A 22,436-nucleotide genomic window follows, 5' to 3' on the forward strand; every position below is an offset into this window, starting at 1 on the left:
TCTGTATCTTAAGAGGCGATAGGGCTATGGGGTGGGCTTCGCCCTGGGGGGCTATAGGAGGGTAGGAACCCTAAGCCCCTATAGCCCCATTACCTCATAGCCCGATAACCTATACCTACATTAGCCCTAACGCTTTTTTAACCGGCTTAAAACTCTTCCTATGCTCCCCAATCACCCCATGCTTTTCAATCGCTTCGAAGTGCGCTTTAGTCGGGTAGCCTTTGTGTTTGGCAAAGCCGAATTGTGGGTATTTTGCGTCCAGCTCGATCATCTCCTGATCGCGGATGACTTTAGCAATAATAGATGCTGCGCTTATTTCTGCTACCCGCAGGTCGCCTTTTACCACCGCTTCACCGGCCATTTTTAGCTCAGGGACCCGGTTGCCGTCGATCAGTACATAGTCAGGGGTAATGGAAAGTCCTTCAACCGCTCTCTGCATTGCCAGCATGGTGGCGTGGAGAATATTCAGCTCATCAATTTCTGCCGGAGAGCAGCGGCCCACTGACCATGCCAGCGCTTTTTGCTGAATTTCAGGAAACAGTGCCAGACGCTTTTTGTCTGACAGCTTCTTTGAATCCGTCAGCCCTTCAATGGGATTAGCAGGGTCAAGGATAACCGCAGCTGTGACCACATCGCCCACAAGCGGGCCTCTTCCTACCTCATCTACCCCGGCAAAAAGTGTGTAACCCTGAGGGTATTCAAATGGCGGAAGATCTTTAGACATCATTTTTTCCAATTAAATTTAATACTGCAGTTGCCGCCTGAGTGTCGGCATCTCTTTTAATCCACTGATGCATCTCAGTGAACTTATTAATCACTTCGCTGTTGTCTGAGCTCAGCAGTCGGTCTGCCTCGGCAAACAGATTGTCTGAATGGCACTCTTCCAGAATGTACTCTTTAACGATTTCCCGCTCAGCAAGAATATTTGGCAGAGAGACAAATTCGGTTTTAACCAGCCTTCTGGCAATAAAAGCTGTGATTGGATTGACATTGTAAGCAACCACCATCGGCCTTTTGATCAGCATACACTCAAGTGCAACCGTACCTGACGCCAGCATAACTGCGTCCGATGCCTGAATCACTTTTGTTGCCGTTCCGTCCACAAGGGTAAAGTTCAGCTCAGGGGCCAGCTCTTTCCATTTTTGCTCAAACTGTTCACGTCGTTTACTGTTTACCAGTGCGACCACAAAACCAAGTTCAGGGTATTTCTGGTTTAGCTTCTGACAGGTTTCGATAAAGGGCTCGGATAGCATTTTCAGCTCTGCGCCACGGCTGCCCGGCAGTACTGCCAGCCATTTTTTATCCTGCTCAAGAGCCAGTTCTTCCCGTGCCTGCTCTTTATCCGAGTGCATCGGAATAGCATCAGCCAGCGTATGGCCAACAAACTCACAGGGCACACCAAATTTGTCACAAAATGCTTTTTCAAACGGCAGGAAAGCCAGCACCAGATTGGTCGCTTCTTTGATCTTAAAGATACGCTTCTGACGCCATGCCCAGACGGAAGGGCAGACATAGTGAACCGTTTTAATACCGGCCAGTTTAAGGTCTTTTTCTAAACGGAGATTAAAATCAGGCGCATCAATGCCAATAAAGACATCCGGCGGATTATCGGTAAAGAATTTTACCAGCTCGGCTTTTACATGAAACAGACGGCGGAGGCGGCCAAGGACTTCTACAATCCCCATCACTGCCAGCTCTTCCATATCAAAAAGAGATTTGCAGCCCTGAGCAATCATCTTAGGACCACCGATCCCTACAAACTCTGCATCAGGATGCTTTTCTTTGATGGCCTTGATCAACCCTTCACCCAGGGTATCTCCGGACAGTTCTCCGGCTACAACACCGATTCTTAATGGACGTGTCATCGTGATTTCCAGCTGTCAGCTGTCAGCTATCCGCTGTCAGTTCCAGTAAGCAAAACTCTTATTGTTCTCCTTCTGAAAGCTGACAGCTGAAAGCTGAAAGCCATTATCGAATAATGCCGCGTTCAGATTTATCCAGAAAATCCAGGAAGAGTTGAACAGCCTTAAATTCTGCCGCTTCTTTGGCAATCTCAGCCTTGGCTTCTTCCAGTGTATTACCGGAGCGGTACAGAGACTTGTAGGCACGGCGGATTGCGTGGATCTCTTTCTTTTCAAAACCACGGCGCTTCAGGCCTTCGATATTGATACCGAAAGGTTCACAGTGGTTACCCTGAGCCATAACGTACGGAGGAACGTCCTGAACCACGATAGAGCCGCCACCCAGCATACAGTGATCGCCAATATGGCAGAACTGGTGAATTGCGGACATGCCACCAATAATGGCCTGATTACCGATTTTCACATGACCGGCCAGGGTTGCATTGTTAGCAAAGATACAGCGGTCACCGATAATGCAGTCATGGGCAACATGGGCATTGATCATAAACAGGTTGTCGCTGCCTACTTTTGTGATACCGGCATCCTGAATGGTTCCACGGTGCATGGTTACGCTTTCACGAATCGTATTCCGGTCACCGATTTCAAGGCGGGTATCTTCACCGGCGTATTTCAGATCCTGACACTCTTCACCAATTGAAGCGAACTGAAAAATCCGGTTGTCTTCACCAATGGTTGTCGGACCTTTCACAACCACATGAGACAGAAGCTCAGTGCCGGCACCAATCTTTACTTTGCTGTCAACAAAGCAGAACGGACCAATTTTTACATTGGCTCCGATAACTGCTCCCTCTTCTACCACCGCTGTTGGGTGGATTTGAGCGGTTTCATGAATCATATTAAATCTCTCGACGTGCACACTTAAGGTCAGCAGAACAAACTACTTCACCGTCAACTTTTGCTACACCGGTAAATACAGCGATACCGCGTCGCTCTTTGATTAGTTCAACTTCAAGAACCATCTGGTCTCCAGGCATAACCGGCTTGCGGAACTTCGCATTATCAACGCCTGCAAACAGGTAGAGTTCGTTCTCTCCTGCTTCGCCAAAAGTTTCAAAACCAAGAAGCCCTGTAGCCTGAGCCATGGCTTCAAGAATCAATACGCCAGGGAAAACCGGAAGCTGAGGGAAATGGCCGGTAAACTGAGGTTCATTAACAGAGACGTTTTTCAGAGCTGTCAGGTACTTACCTTTTTCATAGTCTGTCACTCGGTCAATTAACAGAAATGGATAGCGGTGAGGAAGCAGTTCCTTAATTCGGGTGATATCCATTGTTTTCTTTTCAGTAGTCAAAGCCATATTCCTATATAAAAAATTAATCTGTTTGCAAGTATAAACGAAAAAGGCCCGCAATTTGCAGACCCTTTGAAAAAAACAGCGAAGAACAGTGAGTTAATCCAGTATTCTTCCGAAGTCTGAGTGCCTTAGGATTCGAGCTTCTTCTCAACCTCTTTCAGGCGCTTATTCATATCGTCGATTCTGTGGACCCGGGCAGCCGTTTTGCGCCACTCTTTATTTGGTTGCAGAGGAATACCCGAAGAGTACACACCCTTCTCATCGATTCCGCGCATCACCATTCCCATACCGGTAATGGTCACGCCATCTGCAATCTCAATATGTCCGTTAATCACAGTACCGCCACCGATAATACAGTATTTGCCGATCTTAGTGCTGCCGGCGACAATAGTACCTCCGGCCATGGCTGTACCATATCCGATGTGTACATTGTGAGCGATTTGTAGCTGGTTATCGAGAATCACATTATCTTCGATAACCGTATCATCCAGTGCGCCACGGTCAATGGTGGTACAGGCACCAATCTCAACGCGGTTACCGATTTTCACAGAGCCGGTCTGAGGGATTTTCACCCACTCACCTTTCTCATTAGCATAGCCAAAGCCATCAGAGCCAATAACCGTACTGGACTGAACCAGACAAGACTCACCGATAGCAACATCGTGGTAAACAGAAACATTAGCCCACAGTTTAGTGTTGGCACCAATAGAGGCATTTTTACCAACAAAGCAACCCGCACCAATTGAGACATTATCACCAAGGACAACGCCGGACTCGATAGTCGCATTTGCACCAACAGAAACATTTTCACCAAGCGTCACATCCCCGGCAATCACTGCAGAGTCAGAGATACCGGCAGCAGGAGCAGGCGTTGTATCCAATGCCTGAGCTACCTTTGCATACGCCAGGTAAGGATCATCAACAACCAGCGCATTAGTCACGCACAGTTCTGCCTCAGACTCTTTTACCATGACAGCAGAAGCCTTACAGTCAGCCAGGTGCTTTTTGTATTTCGGGTTAGAGAGAAATGTCACCTCTCCCTCACCGGCTTTATCCATGGCTACCACACGAGAGATAACAACAGAATCATCTCCCTGAACAGTGCCACCTACAATTGTTGCTAATTCTGCAAGAGTATATGCTGTCATAGTGTTACTTCAGTTCCGCCAGTACTTTTTCTGTTAGGTTCGCATCCTGTGTTGCATAAACAAGCATGGAACCATCCACAACGATGTCATAGCCTTCTTTTTCAGCGACTTTGTCTACCGCAGACTGTACCAGCTTCATCATCTCCTGCTTCGCTTTGATCTCCAGACCTTTTGCTTTTTTAGCAAAAGCTTCCTGTTTGATCTTACCTTCAGCCTGAAGAGATGAGATTTCAATCTTCAGTTTTTGAATACCCTCGTCACCCAGCAGAGCGCCATCTCTTTCAATTTTCTGTGCTTTTGTCTTAATTGCAGCACCGATCTTATCCAGTTCAGCTCTGTCATCCTTCAGCTCATTCTGCAGGTCAGTGATGATAGACTCCCTCTGAGGCAGCTGCTTGATGATATAGTTAGTACCAACATAACCAATCTTCTGCGCTGCTTCTGCCGCGTTGGCAAACAGAGAAGAACTAAGAATAACAAGGCCGATACCAGCCGCTTTTACCATCTTTTTCAAAGCATATTTCCTTTTAGAATGTTCTGCCGATAGTGAAGGTGAAGAACTCTTCATCATCACCTTCATATTTTTCAACTGGCTTAGCAATCGAGAAGACTAATGGACCCATAGGAGACATCCATTGTAGTGCCGCACCATAAGAAGAACGATAATTTGTTGGATCTGAGTAGTCGTAGTAATACTCGTCACCGTAAGCAACATTGTCATCTGACAGGTAGTTAAACTCTGTATCCCAGACACTCGCCATATCGTAGAAGATACTGGTACGAATCTGACTACGGGTCTCTTCAGATGCAAATGGTGTCGGTACGATCAGCTCAATACTTGCCAGTGCAACGGCGTTACCACCAACAGAGTCGTCTGTTGCAATGTAGTTCGGGTTGTTGCCGATCCCTTCGTCATACACTGCTTTCGGACCGGCACTGTTAGAGCCAAAGCCACGAAGCGTTGTAAAGCCGCCCGCAAAGTAGTTCTCATAAAACGGGAACAGGTTGTCATTGCCGTTTTTACTACCGTATCCGTTACCATAACCTAACCGGCCACGCATAAGAAGCGTAAAATCGTGCTTATCCGTCAACGGGATATACTGTCTGACATCATACTGGGTTTTGAAATAAGGTACGTCAGAACCAGGTGTGGTCATTGTATAAAAAGCTTTCTGGTAGTTACCTGCTGTCGGGAAGTAGCCCCGGTTAAGGTTGTTACGGGTCCAGGTAAGCGTGACGTCAAAGTCATTTACTATCAGATCGCCACCGTCCATATTCTCAGCCTGAGCTTCCAGGAACTGCTCAATCTGTACATAGGAATCCAGGTTGGAGATTTTGTTGTAGGTGTAACCTACACCAATTTCAAAACGGTTAAGCTCATCAAACGGGAAACCCCAGGTTAAGCGGCCACCGATACTTTCGTTGGTATAGTCAACAATACCCGCTTCGGATGCTTCAAACTGGTTAAAGTAGATCTTACCACCAAGGCTGACACCATCCAGGTTCCAGTACGGGTCACGGTACTCCAGGCTGACGTTTTTCTGGTAGTCGTTCATCATGGCGCTGACGCCAATCCGGTTACCCGTTCCGGCAAAGTTATCCTGTTGCAGACCAACCTGGAAACTCATACCAGACTCAGTACCATAGCCAACACCAAAGTTGATGCTGCCTGAGTTCGCCTCAGAAACGGTGTAAACCAGATCCACCTGATCATCGGTACCCGGAACACGAACGGTCTGAACATTAACCTGATCGAAGAAGCCAAGCCTGTTCAGACGAGTCTTACCTGTCTCAATGGATTTAGAGTTCAGCCAACTGCCTTCCATCTGACGCATTTCACGACGAAGTACTTCATCTTTAGTGACTGTGTTGCCGGTAAAACGGATATCCCGTACATAGATACGCTTGCCTGGCTCAACATGGATATTTAGCTTAACCGTCTGCTTCTCATCATCAAACTCAGGAACTGTCGTTACCTTAGGGTAGGCGTAACCAGCTTCACCCAGAATACGCTTAACATCTTCCTCAAGCTTGGTCACCTGAGAGCCGTTATAAAGATCACCGGGCATAAAGGTAAGCATGCGCTCAAATTCGGCTTCTTTGCTAATAAGGTTGCCTTTAAAGTCAACACCACTCACCTTGTACTGCTTACCCTCTTCCAGAGTCAAAGTGATGTAAACACCTTTTTTATCCGGAGAGATAGCCACCTGAGTAGAGTCCACTTTAAATTTCAGGTAACCCTGATCTAAGTAGTAAGACTTAAGCTTTTCGATATCAGCCGCCAGAACCTGCTTCTGATACTTATCATTGGCAAGGAAGTTCCACCAGGCTACATCCACATTCAGATCAAAGCGGGATCTCAGCTCATCATCGTCAAAAATTTCGTTACCGATAAAGTTTATCTGCTGGATCTTAGCCGACACGCCTTCAGTAAATACAAATTTCAGATCAGAACGATTTCGCGGCAGAGGTGTCACAACGGCTTTTACTGAAGCGTTGTACTTACCTACGCTGTAATAGAAATCTTCCAGACCTTTTTCTATATTGCTCAGCGTGGTTCGGTCAAGCGCCTCACCAACACGAATGCCGGACGCATCCAGATTCTGCTGAAGCTGTTCATCTTCAATCGCTTTATTACCCGAGAATGCGATGCTGGCGATGGTTGGCCGCTCTTTTACCTGAACAACCAGTACATCATCATCTCTGAGAACTTTGACGTCCTCATAGTTTCCTGAGCTGTACAGTGCGTTAATGATGTCTGATACACCCTTAGGGTCCAGAGTATCACCAACCCTGACTGGCATTTTCAGCAAGGCCGCACCCAGTGCAACACGCTGCAGGCCTTCTACCCTGATGTCCTGTACTACAAACTCTTCGGCACTCTGTACTGCTGTGCTTGCAACAATAAGAGTAGTGAGCAGTAATTGCTTAATAGCCATACCTGTTCTGATTATTCCTTACTACGTATTCTTTTTTTTGCCTGCCGGTTCTACCAAAGCGTTGATATCACAGGCGCATAAAGTCATTAAAAATTGCGATAGCCATTAACGAAAAGACAATGGCTCCCCCAATACGAAACCCTGCTTCCTGAACCTTTTCCGGAACAGGCCGGCGAATAACGGCTTCGATCGCGTAAAACAGTAAATGTCCGCCATCCAGAATCGGCAACGGCATTAAATTAATGATTCCAAGGTTAACACTGATCATCGCAAGGAAGCCGAGGAAATAGACAAGACCAAAGTCTGCCGTCGCACCTGCCCCTTTTGCGATAGAGATAGGTCCGCTTAAATTCTCAATTCCCACATGCCCGACAACCAGCTTCTTAAGCATGGTAAAAGTCAGCCCGATAACCTGGCCGGTCTTTTCTACCGCTTTACCTACCGATTCGAATAAACCATATTTGATTTCAATGCGGTACTCTTCAGGCCATTCAGCCATTTCAGGAGCAATACCGGCAAAACCGATAGTTTTCCCGCCTGAAACTACTTTGGCTTCAGGAACTAAAATAAGTTCCCTGTTTAATCCGGATCGTTCAACTAATACTTTAATTTCGTTATTGGGTTCACTGCGAATGGTATCTGCCACCGACTCCCAGTCTGCTACCGGCTCACCATTTATGCTAAGCAGCTTGTCACCCACCTGAAATCCGGCTTCTTCTGCAGCTCCACCTTCAGAAACCAGAGCAATGGTGGTGAAAATTTCCGGTCTGTAGGGAAGAAAGCCCAGCGTCTTCATTACCGAGTCCGTTTCCGGGTTAAACTCCCAGTCGCGGATATCCAGCATCTTGCGTTCCTGAAGACCTATATTGCCTTCAGGCGCAACCGTAAGCTCAATTTCTTTATCACCGATATGAGAAATCAATCCCATATTTACCGACTCCCAGTCACGGGTCGGAACACCGGCAACAGAGGTAATCTCCATCCCCGGAGTGATTTGCGCCTCAGCCACAATAGATGCCGGAGTCACTTCGCCAATAACAGGTTTTACCGCCGGCACGCCGATAAGAAAGATTAACCAGTAGGCAAAAATAGCAAAGACAAAATTAAACACAGGACCGGCCGAGACAATGGCACTTCTCTGCCAAAGCGGTTTTTGATCGAACGCAAACGGCCTTTCCTCTTCTGTAAGCGTATCAAGACGACCGTCAAGCATCTTAACAAAGCCACCAAGAGGAATAATTGAGATGGTATATTCGGTACCGTCTTTACCTATCTTTTTCCAGATAGAGCGGCCAAAACCGATGGAGAATTTCTCTACCCTGACGCCGCACTTACGCGCAACCCAGAAGTGGCCGTATTCGTGAACGGCTACGAGTATTCCCAGCGCAATGATAAAGCTCACTGCATTCCATAAAAAACCTGTCATGATAAACGTTCTCTGATGACTTCTTCTGCCAGCCTTCGGGACATTTTATCCACCTCAATCAAGCTTTCCAAGCTATCTGAGCTCAGTTGCTCTGTTCCTGAACAGGCTCGCTCTACTACCTGTTCATTGACAGCGGCTATATCGGTAAAGTTCAGCTTATTCTTCAAAAAAGCATCCACAGCCACTTCATTAGCAGCATTTAGTGAGGTTGTCGCATGCTGGCCTTCATAACAGGCATCAATGGCTAGCTTAAGGCAAGGGTATCTTGCATAGTCAGGTTCAAGGAAGGTTAACTCTCCTACCCTGGTAAAGTCTAAAGGCGCAACGCCAGCGGAAACCCGCTCCGGGTAAGACATGGTCAGCGCTATCGGCGTGCACATATCCGGCTCACCCATCTGAGCCAGTACGGAACCGTCTTTGTACTGAACCATAGAGTGAATAACAGACTGTGGATGGATAATTACCTTAAGCTGCTCTTTACTGCAGTTAAACAGCCACTTAGCTTCAATATATTCCAGCCCCTTATTCATCATGGTCGCTGAATCTACTGAGATTTTAGGTCCCATTGACCAGTTAGGGTGCGCAATGGCCTGCTCTGGCGTCACACTGGCAAGCTCGGCAATATCGGTATAGCGGAATGGCCCGCCTGAACCTGTCAGCAGGATAGTTTCAATGCCATTTGCCTGCAGGTCACAACTGCCAAGGCTGGTTTGAATGGATTCTGGCAGGCACTGGAAAATCGCATTGTGCTCGCTGTCCACAGGCAATAGCTCGGCACCATATTCTTCTACCGCATCAATAAACAGCTGCCCGGACATAACCAGCGCTTCTTTATTTGCCAGCAGAACTCTTTTACCTGCTTTAACTGCCGCCATGGTAGGAAGCAGACCTGCTGCACCAACAATAGCGGCCATCACCATATCCACTTCCTTAAGCGAAGCAATATGACACATGCCTTCCACACCGGCGACAACTTCAGTGCTGATATTCAGGCTTTTCAGCTGTTTTTCCAGCTCATATGCCGCAGCCTTATCTGCCATTGCCGCGTATTTAGGCCGCCAGGTAAGACAAAGCTGCACCATCTGCGAAACGTTTGTTCCGGCAGCAAGCGCTGTCACTTCAAACTTATCAGGATTTTCAGCAACTACCTTCAGGGTACTGGTTCCTATTGAACCTGTTGCTCCCAGTATTGTTATCTTACGCATTCAGTAAACTATCTAGTCGTCAGTATTGGAAATATCGGTGCTTATCTTAAGCCGGTTAAAGTGTAAAATAGAGCAGCGTAAAAACAGGAAATGCAGCGGTCAGGCTGTCTATTCTGTCCAGCATGCCACCATGGCCCGGTATAATCTGGCTGCTGTCTTTGATACCAGACACACGCTTAAACATACTCTCCACCAGGTCACCAAGCACAGAAATCACCACAGTCACAAAAGTAATCAGAGCCATAACGCCGGTGCTGGAAAAGGAAAGCTCAAAGAAGTAATTCGCCACGCCTCCGACAATCAGGGCACAGGCAATACCGCCAAGCAATCCTTCAATTGTCTTATTCGGGCTAACTTTCGGCGCCATTTTATGCTTACCGAATGATTTACCGGCAAAGTAGGCTCCGCTGTCAGCGGCCCAGACGATCAGGCAGACAAAAAATACCAGTTTTGCACCATAGTAGGGTTCATTCACAATGTCCTGGGCCCGAAGCAGTACCACGCTCCAGAAGAAAGGGATCAGGGTCAGCATACCAAACACCTGCCTTGAAACTCTTGAGCCTTCCCATGTAGCCGCAGACCTGGGGTAAGTGATAGCCAACGCACTTGCCAGCACCCACCATATGACGGCAATAATCAGCGTAAAGGTATGCTCAGGAGCGATAATATTCAGGCTCATCACATCGGAGGGAAGGGCCAGATAACTAAAGGCAAAACAGATCAAAGTTGGAATCATTGCCATGTAGCGGGAACGGCTGTTGACAAACTGAGCCCACTCCCAGAAACCAATGACGGTAACCGCAGCCATCAGAAGAATGAAAAGAGGGAGCGATAGTTCGAAAATGGCTAATACCGCCAGAGGAGCCAGAATAAGGGCGGTAATTATTCGTTGCTTCAAGAGTGTTACCTTATATGTCCATTAGTGCTTTGACCTGCTCACCGGTGCAGCCAAAACGTCTTTCTCTGTTTACAAACCACGAGACTGCTTCTGACAGGCTCTGTTCATCAAAATCAGGCCAGAACTCCTGAGTGAAATACATTTCTGCGTAGGCCAGTTGCCACAGCATAAAGTTACTGATACGGCACTCGCCACTGGTTCTGATCAGCAAGTCCACTTCCGGCAGATCTGACATGGTCAGGTAGTCACCTATCAGACCTTCAGAAATATCGTCCAGATCGATTTCGTTCTGTTTCACTTTTCTGGCAATAGAGCGCGTTGCTTCAGTGATATCCCATTTACCACCATAGTTCGCCGCAACATTAACCACCATACCAGTATTACTCGCGGTTAGCTGCTCAGCTTCCTGAATTTTCTTTTGCAGACGCTCGCTAAAGCGGCTCTTATCACCAATAACCCTAAGCTGAAGGTTATTCTTATGCAGAGTACCCACTTCTTTAGAAAGTGCGGTGATAAAAAGATCCATCAACAAATTCACTTCTTCCGCAGGCCGCTTCCAGTTCTCACTGCTAAAGGCAAACAGGGTAATCGCTTTTACCCCCAGCTTTGCTGCGCCGGAAATGGTTTTTCTTACTGCTTTAGCACCAGCTCTGTGACCGAATACCCTGGGCTTACCTTTGGATTTTGCCCAGCGGCCGTTGCCGTCCATAATGACAGCAATATGCTTAGGCAGGTCTTCTGATGATAATTGTTGTTCAGACATACGGATAGTTGATTTAGAGATCGAAAGGGGATGATAACATAGAAAAAACGCTGCACTGCCTGTGCAGCGTTTTTATGTGACGATAGACGTAGAGGATGATTAAACTTCCATCAGCTCTTTTTCTTTAGCTGCAAGAGTTTCGTCAACTTTCTTCACTGCTGCGTCTGTGATTTTCTGAATCTCGTCCTGTGCTTTACGATCTTCATCTTCAGAGATCTCTTTCTCTTTAAGAAGCGCTTTAAGATCACCGTTAGCATCACGACGGATGTTACGGATAGCCACACGGCCATTTTCAGCTTCAGCACGTACAATCTTAACCAGATCCTTACGACGCTCTTCTGTTAGCGGTGGTAGCGGAACACGGATTACAGTACCTGCTGACATTGGGTTCAGACCAAGGTCTGACATCATGATCGCTTTTTCAACTTTAGGAGCAAGCTCTTTATCAAATACCGTGATTGCCAGAGTACGGGCATCTTCAGCAATTACGTTAGCAACCTGGTTCAGAGGCGTAGCTGCACCATAGTACTCTACAGAAATACCAGAAAGCAGACTTGGGTGTGCACGGCCGGTACGAACTTTAGTCAGGTTATTTTTCAGCGCTTCTACGCTCTTTTCCATGCGCTCTTGAGCGTCTTGTTTGATTTCGTTAATCACGTTTTCACCTTAATTTTTAATTATCGGGGCTATATTACTCAGCAGGCTCTGTAATCAGAGTGCCTTCAGCTTCGCCCATTACCACGCGACGTAGTGCGCCTGGTTTATTCATATTGAATACGCGGATTGGCATTTTGTGGTCACGAGCCAGTGTAAATGCAGCTAAATCCATTACTTTTAGTTCTTTTTCAAGAACAGCGCTGTAAGTCAGACTATCATACAACTCTGCATCTGGGTTTGCTACCGGATCCGCGTTATATACGCCATCTACTTTCGTTGCTTTTAGAACTACGTCAGCTTCAATCTCAATACCGCGAAGACATGCTGCCGAGTCTGTAGTAAAGAACGGGTTACCAGTACCTGCAGAGAAAATAACCACACGGCCCTGACGCAGCTGAGCAATCGCATCCGCCCAGTTGTAGTCATCACAAACGCCCTGCAGAGGAATTGCAGACATTACACGAGCATTCACATAAGCACGGTGCAGCGCATCACGCATTGCCAGGCCATTCATCACAGTTGCCAGCATACCCATGTGGTCACCAACAACACGATTCATACCCGCTTCAGCCAGACCCGCACCACGGAACAGGTTACCGCCACCAATTACAAGGCCTACCTGAACGCCCAGCTCTACCAGCTCTTTTACTTCCTGAGCCATACGGTCAAGAACAGCAGGATCGATACCAAAGCCTTCTTCACCCTGAAGAGCTTCACCACTTAGTTTTAGCAGAATACGTTGATACGCAGGTTTTGGATTTGTCGCCATGGAGTTTACCTTCCATTAATAATGGTTGTTGATTAACAGTGATGAATAGGAACTGGGGGCCCCAAGGCTATGGGGCTATGGGGCTATGGGGCTATGGGGCTATGGAAAGCTTCCCTCATTGCCCTATCACCCTCAAGGGCGAAGCCCGTCCCTATAGCCCTAAATTCATATTCATCACTACTAACCGAAGTTACTTAATTATACTTTTTTCAAAAAAAACCGCAGCCTAAGCCACGGTCTTTTTACTAGCTAACGCTCAAGGATTAACCTTTCTGAGCCGCTGCTACTTCTTCAGCGAAGCTCATTTCTTCGCCTTTATCGATACCTTCACCCACTTCTAGGCGAACGAAAGTAGATACTGCAGCGCCACGCTCTTTAAGGATTTCGCCAACAGATTTCTTAGGTTCCATAACGAAAGCCTGACCAGTCAGAGAGATTTCGCCAGTGAATTTCTTCATACGGCCGATAACCATTTTCTCTGCGATTTCAGCTGGCTTGCCTTCGTTCATTGCGATTTCAACCTGAACCGCTTTCTCTTTTTCTACTACGTCAGCTGGTACGTCTTCTGGGTTAACGTACTCAGGACGAGAAGCAGCAACGTGCATTGCAACGTGCTTAAGAGTTTCAGCTTCGCCTTCACCAGCAACAACAACACCGATTTTCTCACCGTGACGGTAAGAAGCTAGTGCAGCACCTTCAACGTACTGTACGCGACGGATGCTTACGTTTTCGCCGATTTTAGCAACTAGAGCAACGCGAGTTTCTTCGAACTTAGCCTGTAGCTCTTCAGCAGTTGCTTTAGTAGCAAGTGCGTCTTCAGCAACTTCGTTTGCGAATGCTGTGAAGTTAGCATCTTTTGCTACGAAGTCAGTCTGGCAGTTAACTTCAAGAAGTGCAGCAACACCATCAGCTTCTTTGATGATGATAGTACCTTCAGCCGCTACGTTACCTGCTTTCTTAGCAGCTTTAGCAGCACCGCTTTTACGCATGTTTTCGATTGCAACTTCGATGTCACCGTTAGTTTCAACAAGCGCTTTTTTACATTCCATCATACCTGCGCCAGTACGTTCGCGCAGTTCTTTTACTAGAGCAGCAGTAACAGCCATTCTCTATTCCTCAGTTGGTTCTGGATAAGATAAAAATCAGGGGCCCTAATCTTGGCCCCTGATGCTAACTATAACTTAGTTTGGTTTAAACCATGTTTCAGGAAATCTTTTTCCTTTAAAACTTAGCTGAGCCAAACTAAGTAAGACGTCAGAGTCCGCTATCAGCGATTACTCAGCAGCTTCTTCTACGAAACCGTCAGCTTCAGCAGCTACAGCAGCAACGTCTTGGTTACGACCTTCAACAACTGCCTGGCCAGCAGCGTTCAGGTAAAGCTGTACAGCACGGATAGCATCGTCGTTACCAGGGATGATGAAGTCAACACCGTCTGGGTCAGAGTTAGTATCTACTACAGCGTATACTGGGATACCAAGGTTGTTAGCTTCTTTAACTGCGATGTGCTCGTGATCAGCGTCGATTACGAACAGAGCGTCAGGTAGACCGCCCATGTCTTTGATACCACCAAGAGATTTCTCTAGCTTCTCCATTTCACGAGTACGCATTAGAGCTTCTTTCTTAGTTAGCTTGTCGAAAGTACCGTCTTGAGACTGAACTTCAAGATCTTTTAGACGCTTGATAGACTGACGAACAGTTTTGTAGTTTGTTAGCATACCGCCTAACCAGCGGTTGTTAACGTAGTACTGGCCGCTAGCGATAGCAGCTTCTTTAACAGCTTCAGATGCAGCGCGTTTTGTACCTACGAAAAGAACTTTACCTTTCTTCTCGCCAACTTTACCAAGCTCAGCAAGAGCTTCGTTGAACATTGGTACAGTTTTTTCCAGGTTGATGATATGAACTTTGTTACGAGCGCCAAAGATGAATGGCTTCATTTTTGGGTTCCAGTAACGAGTCTGGTGACCGAAGTGAACACCAGCTTTTAGCATATCGCGCATTGATACAGTTGCCATTTTAAAATCCTCTATGGGGTTAGGCCTCCACGTCCCCCATGAATCCGACCTCTAACATAAAGTTGAAGCACCCCGGAACATGTGTCGAAACGTGTGTGATTTAAAGATAATTTGTGTGTTGAAGTGAAAACAGCTTCGCCATCTTTTATCAAAATGAAGAAAACAGTTCTGACTTCGGCGCGCTTTATATCATAATTCAGGGCTAAATAGCCAGTAAAAACCCCGTATTGATGCGATTTTTTATCTGTGTCTTATCCTTGAATAAAACGAGATTCCTAAATGATAACGGAATTCAATTGCGCTTAACTCACTCACTGGTAAAATAGTCGCCCATTGTTGTAGGGTAATCCCTAAAATGACAACTCGATAGCTGAGTGTCGATCACCGCTCTAGGGCTGATGAGCAGGTATTGATAAGCAGACCCTCTTTGCCATGGATGGCAAAGCGGAGCTCCATGGAAGGATTAATGCGTGTCTGTGTTCAATACCTGTTCGTCAGCCCGGCCAGCATGTACATATGTTCGAGAAGACGAAAACCAATGACCATTAATATTAAAAATGAACAAGAAATAGAAAAAATGAGAGCTGCCGGTAAGCTGGCCGCTGAAGTTCTGGAAATGATCGAGCCTTATGTGAAGCCAGGCGTAAACACAGAAGAACTTGATCAGATTTGCCACAAGTTCATTTTAGATAATGGTGCCTACCCTGCTCCTCTGGACTACCACGGTTTTCCTAAATCAATCTGTACCTCGGTAAACCATATCGTCTGTCACGGTATCCCGGCGACAGAAGATGCCATCGGCTCAACAGGTAAAGGCAAACCAGGCATACTGAAAGATGGCGATATCCTGAATATCGACATTACCGTAATCATTCCTGACGATGAAAACGCTTCTCTGGAAACCCGTCCCAAGGGCTACCACGGTGATACCTCCAAAATGTTCCTGGTAGGTGACGTTGCACCCGCGAACAAAAGACTGTGCATGGTAGCGCAGGAGTCACTGTACATCGGCATGAAAACAGTGAAACCGGGTTCAACCGTTGGCGATATCGGTACCGCAATCCAGAAGTACATCAAAGGCGTAACACCGCGCTTCTCCATCGTTAAAGACTTCTGCGGCCACGGCATCGGCGCTGAATTCCACGAAGAGCCACAGGTTGTTCACTACAAAAACAACGACCGCAGAGTGCTAAAACCAGGCATGATCTTCACCATCGAGCCAATGATTAACGCCGGCAAATTCGGCTGTAGCGTAGACAGCGAAGACGACTGGACCGTATACACAGGCGACGGCAAAAACTCAGCCCAATGGGAACACACCATCCTGGTAACCGAAACAGGATGTGAAGTACTGACCCTGCGCCAGGAAGAATCCATCCCCCGCATCATGGTAAACAAGTAATTTATCTCCCCGGAAGTCGCATCCGCAATTTCCGGGCCCCCATAACCCTATAACCCTATAACCCTATAACCCTATAACCCTATAACCCTATAACCCAGCATAACCAACAAACCTTATTCACAAACCCCACCCCACCTGCTAAATTGTCCGCATCAGCTAAATTGCACGGAATGCAGCAAATGCCCTATCTATCCCCCCTGAAGTTAAAAGACTTCCAAATCAAACCCATTGAACTTCGTCAGGAACTGGAACTACTTACCGAGTATCAGAGAAAAGAGTTTCTCAATCAGGCTCCGGTTACCGAACTGGTTTATGCCCGTTCTGTGTATATGGACCAACTGCTGCAAAGACTCTGGCAGTACTTTAGCTTCGAGCAATACTCCTCACTGAGCCTGGTTGCTGTTGGCGGCTATGGTCGTGGTGAACTTCATCCGTTGTCAGACATCGATATCCTGGTACTTTCCGATACAGATATCCCTGCGGAAGTAGGAGCAAAAGTCAGCGAGTTTATTACCCTGTTATGGGACCTGAGACTGGAAGTGGGCCACGCGGTCCGCTCTGTCGAAGAGTGCGTCAGTATAGGTAAAGATGACCTTACCGTTGCCACAAACCTTCAGGAAATTCGCCTGCTGTGCGGCAGTGAAGAGACCTTTGAAAAACTTAGCTCTCAGATTCACTCATTACAATTCTGGCCAAGTGAAACCTTCTTTGAAGCGAAGGTTCAGGAGCAAAAATCCCGTCACGCCCGATTTAACGACACCACTTACAACCTTGAACCCGATATCAAATCCACACCGGGCGGTCTGCGCGATATTCATACCCTGGGCTGGATAGCCAGAAGGCACTTTGGCGCGACAACGCTTCAGGAAATGAGCCAGCACGGCTTTCTCACCGATGGCGAGTACCGCGAACTGCAGGAATGCCAGGACTACCTCTGGCGGGTCAGATTTGCGCTTCATCTGGAACTGAAACGCTACGATAACAGACTGACCTTTGCCCATCAGGCTAAGGTTGCAGAAAACCTCGGTTTTACCGGAGAAGGCAATACACCGGTCGAAATGATGATGAAAGAGTTCTACCGGACGCTGCGCCGGGTAGCAGAGCTCAACAAAATGCTGATTAAACTCTTCAGCACAGCGATTCTGGATCAGGGCGAAGAAATCGCACCAGAAATCATTGATGAGGACTTTCAGCGCCGCGGGGCTTATATCGAAGCCCGCAAACCGGCGCTGTTTCAGGCAAGGCCGGAAACCATTCTGGATATGTTTATCCATATCGCAAATGATTCCAGCATTGAAGGCGTCTACCCCTCCACCATGAGACAGCTCAGAACCGCCAGAAGACGCCTTAACCGCTTCCTGCATACTATCCCGGAAGCCAGAGAAAAGTTTCTTGAGCTTTGCCGTCATCCGAATGCCCTGCACAAGGCATTCAGTCTGATGCACAAGCTCGGCGTGCTAGCTGCTTACCTTCCTCAATGGAGCCAGATTGTCGGACAGATGCAGTTTGACCTTTTCCACGTCTATACCGTGGACGAGCACAGCATGCGCCTACTGAAAAACATTCACTCATTCAGCTTCGCTAAAAACCACAATAAACACCCTATCTGCTGTGAAGTCTATCCGCGTATTCAGAAAAAAGAGCTGCTGATTATTGCTGCCATCTTCCACGATATAGGTAAAGGCCGTAACGGAGATCATTCAGAAATAGGCGCTGTTGAAGCCTACGATTTCTGCCTGGAACTTGGCCTGTCCAAACCGGAAGCAAAACTGGTTTCCTGGGTTGTGCAGAACCACCTTCTGATGTCAATGACAGCGCAGCGCAGGGATATCTATGACCCGGATGTCATTGCTGAATTTGCCAAAACAGTCAGAGACGAAACCTATCTGGATTTTCTGGTCTGTCTGACAGTTTCTGATATCTGTGCCACTAACCCCGAACTGTGGAACAGCTGGAAACGCACCCTGCTTACAGAACTTTATCACTCCACTCAAAGAGCCCTGAGAAGAGGCCTGGAAAACCCGGTAGATGTACGTGACCGAATCCGCCACAACCAGCAGATGGCCTCCGCGCTGCTTCGTAAAGAAGGTTTTACCGCCAGAGAGATCGAACTGCTATGGCAACGCTTTAAAGCCGATTATTTCTTAAGGCATACCCATAAACAGATTGCCTGGCACGCTACCCATTTATTGCGCATGGAAGATCCAGCCCAGTCACTGATCCTGATGAGTAAAAAAGCCACCCGGGGCGGAACAGAGGTCTTTGTCTACTCCAGAGATCAGGCCGCTCTGTTTGCTATGGTTGTAGCAGAGCTGGACAGAAGGAACTTTAACATTCATGACGCTCAGATAATGAGCAGCAAAGACGGCTATGTGCTGGATACCTTTATGGTGCTGGATCAGCATGGCGACCCGGTCGAAGTTGAAAGACACGAAATGATTATTAATGGTCTTTTAAAAATACTCAAAGATGCCAAGCTGGACAAAATCCGGGTACGCAGAACGCCAACCAAGCTGATGCATTTTCACGTTAAAACCCGGGTGGATTTTCTGCCAACCAAAACCAAAAAAAGAACGCTTATGGAACTGGTTGCCCTTGATACTCCGGGGCTGCTTGCCACCATAGGCTCTACCTTCGCTGAGCTGAATATCAACCTGCACGCTGCTAAAGTTTCCACAATAGGTGAACGGGCAGAAGACCTGTTTATTTTGACTTCATCTGAAGGAGACCGGCTTCCTGAAGATGAACAGATAAAACTAAGAGAAATGTTAGTGAAAAATATCGCGGAACTTGCACCAACGCAGTAGATTAATCCGATTTAAAAATTCAAATATAGATCTTGTCCACAAGTCTAAATCCTGAACTCAATATCTGCTATCTGCCTTACCCTTAGACTGCTACAGTTTAAGGGTAAGAGTAAAATTTAAGATTATTTAGCACTTAAAGAGGCTGCCTATGTTTCCTTATCTTAAAGGGCTGGGTATTCAGGATCCTACCCAAATTGAGCGCTATACATTGCGTCAGGAAGCTCACAAGGATGTGTTAAAGATCTACTTTCACAAGAAGAAAGGAGAATGGTTCGCGAAAAGCATCCAGTACCGGTATCCGAGGCAGAGAAAACAGCTTCTGATCGATAGCGGAACTCACAGGTATAAAGAAGTCACGGAAATCAACCGGCACCTGACGCTTATTGTCGACGAACTGACCATGCTCGCCTAAACCTCTGATGAACTCCTAACCTCAAAGGCCTTTTAGTTATTCAGCTAAAGGGCCTTTTCTTTTGCCGTTAAATTATGTTACTCCAGCCAAACTCTGAAATCAGACGACTCCAGACTTCATCAAACCCAGCTTTAATCACCAGTTTTTCACCGGAAAACGGATGTACAAAACTCAGCTCAGAGGCATGAAGCAGTAATCGGTGCGCATCATAATGTTCCCTGAACAAGCGGTTATGTTTACCGTCACCATGGGTAGTATCACCGACAATCGGGTGGCTCAGATGGTGCATATGCCGGCGCAACTGATGCTTTCGCCCGGTTTTAGGCTTAAGCTCCAGCAGACAATAACGGCTGGTCGGAAAACGTCCGGTAGAATAAGGCACTTCAACTTTACCCAGCGGACGGTATTCAGTTACCGCTTCTTTCGCTTCCTTATCCTGATCGGCAAATTTATCGGCGATCTTATCCAGCTCTTCCTTCAGCGGATAATCCAGCACATCCCCTTCTTCAATCCAGCCGCGCACAATGGCATGGTAGGTTTTCTGCATCTCATGAGCAGCAAACATAGGCATAACCTTAGAGGCCACTTCGCTGGAAAGCGCAAAAAACAGCACACCGGAAGTGGGCCTGTCCAGTCTGTGGAGAGGAAAAACATGCTGACCAATCTGGTCTCTTAACGTCTGCATCACAAAGCGGGTTTCATGCTTATCCAGCCAGGAGCGGTGCACCAGCATTCCTGCGGGCTTGTTTACCGCAACCAGGTACTCATCCTGATAAACAATTTCCAGTAACTCTTGTTGTTCCATTACTGGCATACCTCATCAATGGCTTTAAGCTTATGGATTAATTCCACTTTGCTTTCATCGCCTTTCCAGGACTCTTCAAAATAGGGCGCAATCGCAAAACCACAGGGCATTGGCTGTTCATGCTCAATCAGGTTCAGCATCTTAGGAATAAAAATCCACTGAAGCCACTGCTCGGGTTTCAGGGTATCAATAGCAAACGGCTCCCGGCTGGACAATAGCTCCGGAGCCGGAGAAGCACTCCCCCACATTGACTGCTGCCGCAAAAGCAGCTCAAGATCGATAAGATGTTGTTTAAGATGAACGATATTTGTCATTAATCACCTGCAAATGGGGTTCAGCGGGTCAGCAGACAGATACCGAACACAAACACGCATGAATACGTCCATGTAGCTCGATCTCGCCATCCATGGCGAGGACGGTTTGCTTATCGGTATCTACCTGCTGACTCAGATTACTGTGCGACTTGCACTTGAATTTTGCGCTAAGAGTACCATCTATAACTAAATAATCTCAAACTAATGAGCTTAGTGTAAGTAATGGAAAATAGCCAAACCCTCAGTGAGCTGCTGGAAAACAGCGGATGCCAGTATAAAGTCTTTGATTTAGGCCGCCGTATTCAGCCTATTGAAAACGAACAGTTTTCGAAAATTGAATCGGGGCATCAGCCCTACCCGTATCCCATGCAGCGACAGGCTCACCTGGCTATCGCATACTGGAATGAAACCAAACAGCCCTGGATCTGGTTTCTGCAGTTTCCGCTTGATGAAAGAGGCCTGTTTAAGCAGTCGGATATCGGCAACTTTATTAAGTATGTTGTGGAAGCCATGGGCAGCCGTCTGGTGAAAGAACTGGATGAGGAAACCGAGCAGACTCTGGCAAATAATCCCTACACATTTAAGCCAAAAGAGGACAAATTAGCCGTATTTCACAGCATGATCAGAGCATCGATGCAGATGCAGACCAGCCAGTATTATCAGCATGCGCAGGATTATTTCTCCGGAAAACTGGGCTGGAGCAACTGGCAGACCGTTGGCCTTCAGGGAATCACTGATATCTGCACCCGGACGGGACAGGATCAGAATGCGCTGAATCTGCAAAAAGCACTTCGCCACCTGCCAAACGAGCCGCTTTACGCTTTGCTTGGTGCACTGGAACATGTTGAACTGCCGGAAAAACTGGCTCAAAAGTTAACCGATATGTCTCTTGAACTGTGTAGTGAAAAAGAGCCGGACCTGTTTCTGCTCTCCGCACTGGTGCGCTCCCTGTCCGGAGCACCAAAAGAACTACTGGAACAAGTGGTTAAAGCCATATTAGCCAGTCCGCTGCTCAGCCATCAGGAAGTGCTTATCGGCATAGCCGGCAGAGCATGGCAGTCGCTGGAAAATAGTCAGCTTGCTGAAACCTTCCTGCTTCGTCTGGCACAAACAGGTAATCAGACTCTGTTCAACCAGCTTTTTGCTGATCTGGTGATGATTCCGAATCTGCGCCTTGTTTTTCTGCCGCTGCTGCACAGCAACCCGTCTAAAGAGCTGGCTCAGGCTCTGCTTAAGCTACAACAAGCCACCCGCACAGGTACGATACACTAATGATGGGAAATCTGTTCGCAATTATCGGCCTCAGCTTTGCCTGCTTTCTGTTCTGGCAGCAAAGAAGACAGTCCGAACTGGCAAAGGCGGCGATTGCAAGACGTTGTGACCAGTTGGATCTGCAGCTATTGAGCGTGGCATTTTCAGCCCATAAACTGATTACGCCCGATAGAAAATGGCGCTGGCATACGGTTTATCAGTTTGAGTTTTCTGCACTTGGGGATGATTGCTATCAGGGGCGGCTGATTATGCAGGGATTCCGCCCGGCTCATTTTCAGATCCCGCCTTATCGTATTGATTAAGCTATTCGTATTTGATAGTTCAGACATACATAGCGATTTTTCATTTGACCAGTTTTGGACTCGCAGGAATACAGGGTGTAATATCAGAAAA

The 22,436-nt window shown here is 47.2% G+C and carries 21 protein-coding genes and 1 pseudogene; 5 read left to right on the forward strand and 17 right to left on the reverse strand.

Annotated elements, in window-relative coordinates:
- Positions 1-115: 115 nt before the first annotated feature.
- The 15 genes from rnhB to rpsB all read right to left on the reverse strand — a co-directional run bounded on the left by rnhB (position 116) and on the right by rpsB (position 15,031).
- Positions 116-724: a ribonuclease HII gene (gene rnhB, locus L3Q72_RS11040; RefSeq protein ID WP_275130002.1), complete on the reverse strand. Its 609-nt coding sequence runs from the start codon at positions 722-724 to the stop codon at positions 116-118.
- A complete protein-coding gene (gene lpxB, locus L3Q72_RS11045) occupies positions 717-1,865 on the reverse strand; it encodes a lipid-A-disaccharide synthase (protein ID WP_275130003.1) in 1,149 nt (382 codons plus the stop codon). The genes rnhB and lpxB overlap by 8 nt, the downstream gene beginning before the upstream one ends.
- A 103-nt stretch (positions 1,866-1,968) precedes the next feature.
- Entirely contained in the window at positions 1,969-2,757 is a 789-nt protein-coding gene (lpxA, locus tag L3Q72_RS11050; protein WP_275130004.1) for an acyl-ACP--UDP-N-acetylglucosamine O-acyltransferase, read from the reverse strand.
- Between the two features lies 1 nt (position 2,758).
- Positions 2,759-3,211: a 3-hydroxyacyl-ACP dehydratase FabZ gene (gene fabZ, locus L3Q72_RS11055; RefSeq protein ID WP_275130005.1), complete on the reverse strand. Its 453-nt coding sequence runs from the start codon at positions 3,209-3,211 to the stop codon at positions 2,759-2,761.
- A gap of 131 nt (positions 3,212-3,342) precedes the next feature.
- Positions 3,343-4,362 (reverse strand): UDP-3-O-(3-hydroxymyristoyl)glucosamine N-acyltransferase, encoded by a 1,020-nt coding sequence (lpxD, locus tag L3Q72_RS11060; protein WP_275130006.1) that lies wholly within the window; start codon positions 4,360-4,362, stop codon positions 3,343-3,345.
- Between the two features lie 4 nt (positions 4,363-4,366).
- A complete protein-coding gene (locus L3Q72_RS11065; protein WP_275130007.1) occupies positions 4,367-4,876 on the reverse strand; it encodes an OmpH family outer membrane protein in 510 nt (169 codons plus the stop codon).
- Between the two features lie 13 nt (positions 4,877-4,889).
- On the reverse strand, positions 4,890-7,301 hold the full coding sequence (gene bamA, locus L3Q72_RS11070; protein ID WP_275130008.1) for an outer membrane protein assembly factor BamA: 2,412 nt from the start codon (positions 7,299-7,301) through the stop codon (positions 4,890-4,892).
- A gap of 67 nt (positions 7,302-7,368) precedes the next feature.
- Positions 7,369-8,727 carry a sigma E protease regulator RseP gene (rseP, locus tag L3Q72_RS11075; RefSeq protein WP_275130009.1) on the reverse strand — a complete coding sequence of 453 codons (1,359 nt, stop codon included), beginning with the start codon at positions 8,725-8,727 and terminating at the stop codon, positions 7,369-7,371.
- The gene (ispC, locus tag L3Q72_RS11080; protein WP_275130010.1) at positions 8,724-9,932 is read right to left on the reverse strand and encodes a 1-deoxy-D-xylulose-5-phosphate reductoisomerase; all 1,209 of its coding nucleotides are present in this window, start codon (positions 9,930-9,932) and stop codon (positions 8,724-8,726) included. Before ispC ends, rseP begins: the two co-directional genes overlap by 4 nt.
- Before the next feature lie 55 nt (positions 9,933-9,987).
- Positions 9,988-10,830, reverse strand: a complete 843-nt coding sequence (locus L3Q72_RS11085) for a phosphatidate cytidylyltransferase (protein ID WP_275130011.1) — start codon at positions 10,828-10,830, stop codon at positions 9,988-9,990.
- Positions 10,831-10,840: 10 nt separating this feature from the next.
- Entirely contained in the window at positions 10,841-11,593 is a 753-nt protein-coding gene (locus tag L3Q72_RS11090; RefSeq protein ID WP_275130012.1) for an isoprenyl transferase, read from the reverse strand.
- Positions 11,594-11,692: 99 nt separating this feature from the next.
- Positions 11,693-12,250, reverse strand: a complete 558-nt coding sequence (frr, locus tag L3Q72_RS11095) for a ribosome recycling factor (RefSeq protein WP_275130013.1) — start codon at positions 12,248-12,250, stop codon at positions 11,693-11,695.
- Between the two features lie 34 nt (positions 12,251-12,284).
- Complete coding sequence (gene pyrH, locus L3Q72_RS11100; protein ID WP_275130014.1) at positions 12,285-13,019, reverse strand: UMP kinase; 735 nt, start codon at positions 13,017-13,019, stop codon at positions 12,285-12,287.
- Between the two features lie 263 nt (positions 13,020-13,282).
- A complete protein-coding gene (tsf, locus tag L3Q72_RS11105) occupies positions 13,283-14,125 on the reverse strand; it encodes a translation elongation factor Ts (protein ID WP_275130015.1) in 843 nt (280 codons plus the stop codon).
- Between the two features lie 168 nt (positions 14,126-14,293).
- Complete coding sequence (gene rpsB, locus L3Q72_RS11110) at positions 14,294-15,031, reverse strand: 30S ribosomal protein S2 (protein WP_275130016.1); 738 nt, start codon at positions 15,029-15,031, stop codon at positions 14,294-14,296.
- Positions 15,032-15,569: 538 nt separating this feature from the next.
- On the opposite strand from rpsB, the gene map reads away from it, so the two are divergent.
- The 3 genes and pseudogenes from map to L3Q72_RS11125 all read left to right on the forward strand — a co-directional run.
- Positions 15,570-16,433, forward strand: coding sequence for a type I methionyl aminopeptidase (map, locus tag L3Q72_RS11115; RefSeq protein WP_275130017.1), 864 nt, complete (start codon positions 15,570-15,572; stop codon positions 16,431-16,433).
- A 179-nt stretch (positions 16,434-16,612) separates the two neighbouring features.
- Positions 16,613-19,240 carry a bifunctional uridylyltransferase/uridylyl-removing protein GlnD gene (glnD, locus tag L3Q72_RS11120; RefSeq protein ID WP_275130018.1) on the forward strand — a complete coding sequence of 876 codons (2,628 nt, stop codon included), beginning with the start codon at positions 16,613-16,615 and terminating at the stop codon, positions 19,238-19,240.
- 148 nt (positions 19,241-19,388) lie between these two features.
- Positions 19,389-19,637 (forward strand): annotated as a pseudogene (locus L3Q72_RS11125) (DUF3461 family protein); the annotation flags it as partial.
- Between the two features lie 82 nt (positions 19,638-19,719).
- Here the strand turns inward: L3Q72_RS11125 and truC are convergent.
- Positions 19,720-20,457: a tRNA pseudouridine(65) synthase TruC gene (gene truC / locus L3Q72_RS11130; protein WP_275130019.1), complete on the reverse strand. Its 738-nt coding sequence runs from the start codon at positions 20,455-20,457 to the stop codon at positions 19,720-19,722.
- On the reverse strand, positions 20,457-20,771 hold the full coding sequence (locus L3Q72_RS11135; RefSeq protein WP_275130020.1) for a YqcC family protein: 315 nt from the start codon (positions 20,769-20,771) through the stop codon (positions 20,457-20,459). The genes truC and L3Q72_RS11135 overlap by 1 nt, the downstream gene beginning before the upstream one ends.
- Before the next feature lie 222 nt (positions 20,772-20,993).
- Between L3Q72_RS11135 and L3Q72_RS11140 the strand changes: the two genes are divergently transcribed.
- Together L3Q72_RS11140 and L3Q72_RS11145 are read left to right on the forward strand one after the other, a co-directional pair.
- Entirely contained in the window at positions 20,994-22,043 is a 1,050-nt protein-coding gene (locus L3Q72_RS11140; RefSeq protein ID WP_275130021.1) for a DUF3549 family protein, read from the forward strand.
- Positions 22,043-22,345: a DUF3301 domain-containing protein gene (locus L3Q72_RS11145; protein WP_275130022.1), complete on the forward strand. Its 303-nt coding sequence runs from the start codon at positions 22,043-22,045 to the stop codon at positions 22,343-22,345. Before L3Q72_RS11140 ends, L3Q72_RS11145 begins: the two co-directional genes overlap by 1 nt.
- Positions 22,346-22,436: the final 91 nt, after the last annotated feature.

Source organism: Vibrio sp. JC009 (genome assembly GCF_029016485.1).
Classification (GTDB): Bacteria; Pseudomonadota; Gammaproteobacteria; order Enterobacterales; family Vibrionaceae; genus Vibrio.